The sequence below is a fragment of the Streptomyces tricolor genome, assembly GCF_002155905.1.
GTDB lineage: Bacteria > Actinomycetota > Actinomycetes > Streptomycetales > Streptomycetaceae > Streptomyces > Streptomyces tricolor.
This window is the reverse complement of sequence record NZ_MUMF01000458.1, coordinates 1-2844: the sequence shown is the minus strand read 5'-3', so window position 1 is coordinate 2844 and position 2844 is coordinate 1. Positions and strand designations below refer to the sequence as shown.

Below are 2844 nucleotides of genomic sequence, written 5' to 3'. Positions count from 1 at the left end.
TCCGGGCGGCCGATGACCTGTTCGAAGTGCTTCTTGACGTTGTCCCGGACGGTGGCCTCCAACTCCTTGTACGGCGTGCCGGGCTCCACGATCCACTCGCGTTCCCCGGTCTCCGGGTCCGTGCGCTGTACGCCGAGATTGGAGGTGAAGATGAGCACGCACTCGCTGAAGTAGGTGGTGACGCCCTGCCCGTCGGTGAGCCTGCCGTCCTCCAGCACCTGGAGGAACTTGTCCAGGATGCCCTTGTCGGCCTTCTCGATCTCGTCGAAGAGGATGACGCGGAACGGGTTCTCCCGTACGGCGGAGGTCAGTTCGCCGCCCGCCTCGTAGCCGACGTAGCCGGGGGGCGCGCCGACGAGCCGGTCGGCGGAGTGCGCGGCCGAGAACTCGCTCATGTCGAAGCGGAGGTACGCCTGGTCGTTGTCGAAGAGGACGGAGGCCACGGCCTTCGCCAGTTCGGTCTTGCCGGTGCCGGTCGGGCCGGCGAAGAACAGCACCCCGCGCGGCCGGTGCCCGGGGCTGGTGGCCTGGGCCCCGGACAGCCCCAGCGCGGCGCGCTTGAGGATGTCCAGGGTCATCGCCACGGCCGCCTCCTGCCCCAGCACCCGGCGGGGGATGGACCGCTCGTTGCGCGGGTCCTCGCCGCGGAGGATGCGCTGCCTGATCTCGTCGCGGCTCCACGGGTTCTTCTCCACGCCCAGCCGGTAGATCCGTACGGCATCGGGCATGGCGGCGAACGGCAGACCGCGGGAGCGGGCGAGCTTCACGCTCTCCTCCATGGCCCGCAGGCTCAGTCCGGAGGCCGCCCGGGCGAAGGCGGCGACCGCCCGCGCCGTCTCCTCGGCGTCCACGCCGGCGGGCGCGGCGGAACCGTCGCGGCTGCCGCGCCCGTCGTACCGCTCGTACCGCTCGTGGAGGAGGCGGGCCATCGTGCCGCGTTCGTCCGCGTCCGGCTCCGGCACGGCGACCGCGCGGATCCGCTCGCTGCCGGCGATCAGCCAGCTCGGCACGTCCCGCTCCCCCTCCGCGAGCCAGATCACCGGGTTGAACCGGCCCGGTCCCTTCGGTACGACGCCGGGGCCCGTGCGGGGCGGCAAGGGCCTGGCGTCCTCGGCCAGTTTGAGGCAGGCGAGGAAGAAGTCCCGTTCCTCGGGGGTCGGCCGGGAGGGGTCGGCCAGGAGGCGGGAGGCGTGGTCGATCACCAGGGCGACCCGCAGCGGCGGCAGCCGGTGGCGCTGCTCGTCGCGCTGCCGCTCCCAGCCGTCGGTGATGTTCCGCAGCAGGTGCAGCACCGCCTGGCGTTGCCCCGCCGTCTGGCCGGGGAACTCGGGCCGGCCCTGGAGCAGTTCCTCCACGGCGGCCCGCGCCCCGCCCTCGCCGACGTCCGCGACGTGGAAGCCGCTGACCTGGTCGCACAGCACCAGGGCCTCGTAGCCCATGGTCCGCAGCGGGTTCCACAGCACCTCGTACAGGGTGTGGAACCGGTCCCGGCCGCGCCGGCGCACGAGGTGCAGATCACGGATGTTGCCGTGCAGGACGTACTGCGCGTGCACCCCCAGCGTTCCGGTCAGCTCCTCCACGAAGGGCGGGAGCCGGTCGTCCTTGGACAGGTCCATCGTTCCTCCCCGATGCGCGCGGTACGGCGGTACACGCACGCGTAGTACGACGTGACGACGCGTTCGCCGTGCACAGCGGCAGGTACGCGCCGTGCTCAGCGGCGTCCGTCGCCGTCGACGGTCCGGTGCCGGGGTTCCTCCCGGCGTTCGTCCCGGCGCGCGCCGGACGGACGGCCGGTTTCCGCCGGTCCGTCGAGGACCAAGGCGTTCTCCCCCAGCACGCCCGGCACCGCCCCCTCGGTGCGTTCGACCCTGAACTCGAGGTCCAGGCCCAGCGCGCCGGTGATCTCCTCGAACTCGGCGAGCCGCTCCAGGGTCTCGGCGCAGCGGGCGTCGTCCAGGGCGCGCTGCTCGGGCGTCCGCTCCCCCGGCCCGCCCCGGTACATGGTCGCCACGCGCAGGCGGCCGCCGGTCAGGGTCGCCCGGAGCCAGTGGTCCGGATCCCAGCCCTCCGGTGTCCAGTCGAGGCGGATGTCCTGCCCCTCGGGCCGTCCCGCCCCGGCCGGACCGCCGAACCTCCTGGCCAGCTCCGCGACGGCGTCCGCGCACCGCTCCCGGATGTAGATCGCCTCCAGGGCGCGCTGCCGCTCCTCCACCCGGCGTTCGACCAGCTCCCGTTCGGCCGGGGTCAGCGGGGTGCCCTCGTCCAGGGTCCGGCGGAGCAGCGCCACCGCGTCCGGTGCCGGGGCGAGGTCCTCGGCGCCCTCCGGGGTCGCGTAGCTGAGGAAGTCGTGGTGCAGCGCGGCGCGTTCCTGGGCCTCCCGGGTCTCCTGCGCCTGCTTGTTGGCGTCCCGGACGAACTTGCGCGCCTCGGTGAGGTGGATGCGGGCCCGGCGGGGGTCGTCGGCGGCCCGGCGTACGGCGTCCCGGACGGCGCCCGCGGCGAGTTCGGCGGTGTCGGCCGCCGCGTACGGGTCCAGTGCGCCGAGGATCTCCGCCCCGGTGCGGCGGACCTCCTCGGGGTCGAGTGCCGCGGGGACGCGCCGGGCGTCGGCCTGCCGGGGCAGCTGGCGCGCCTCGGCGTCGGCGGTGCGCTCGGCGGTGAACCGCCGCAGCGCCCGCTGCCGGCTCTCGCGCAGGGCGCGCTGCCAGTCGTCGTCCCGTTCCTCGTCCAGCCGGAGCAGCGCGGTGAGCCGTCGCTGCTCCCACGCGGCCTGCCGTTCCTCCGCGTGGCGCAGGGCCTCCTCGACGCGGGCCAGTTCCTGCCGCAGGTCGGCGAGCCGCTCCC

Annotated in this window: 1 protein-coding gene and 1 pseudogene; both read right to left on the bottom strand. The window is 74.4% G+C overall.

The features are described from left to right. Positions 1 to 1616, bottom strand: a 1616-nt coding sequence (locus CCN44_RS29620; protein ID WP_086700973.1) for an AAA family ATPase, incomplete at its 3' end; no start/stop codon positions are given. 95 nt (positions 1617 to 1711) lie between these two features. Then, positions 1712 to 2844, bottom strand: a pseudogene (locus tag CCN44_RS44570) (hypothetical protein); the annotation flags it as partial.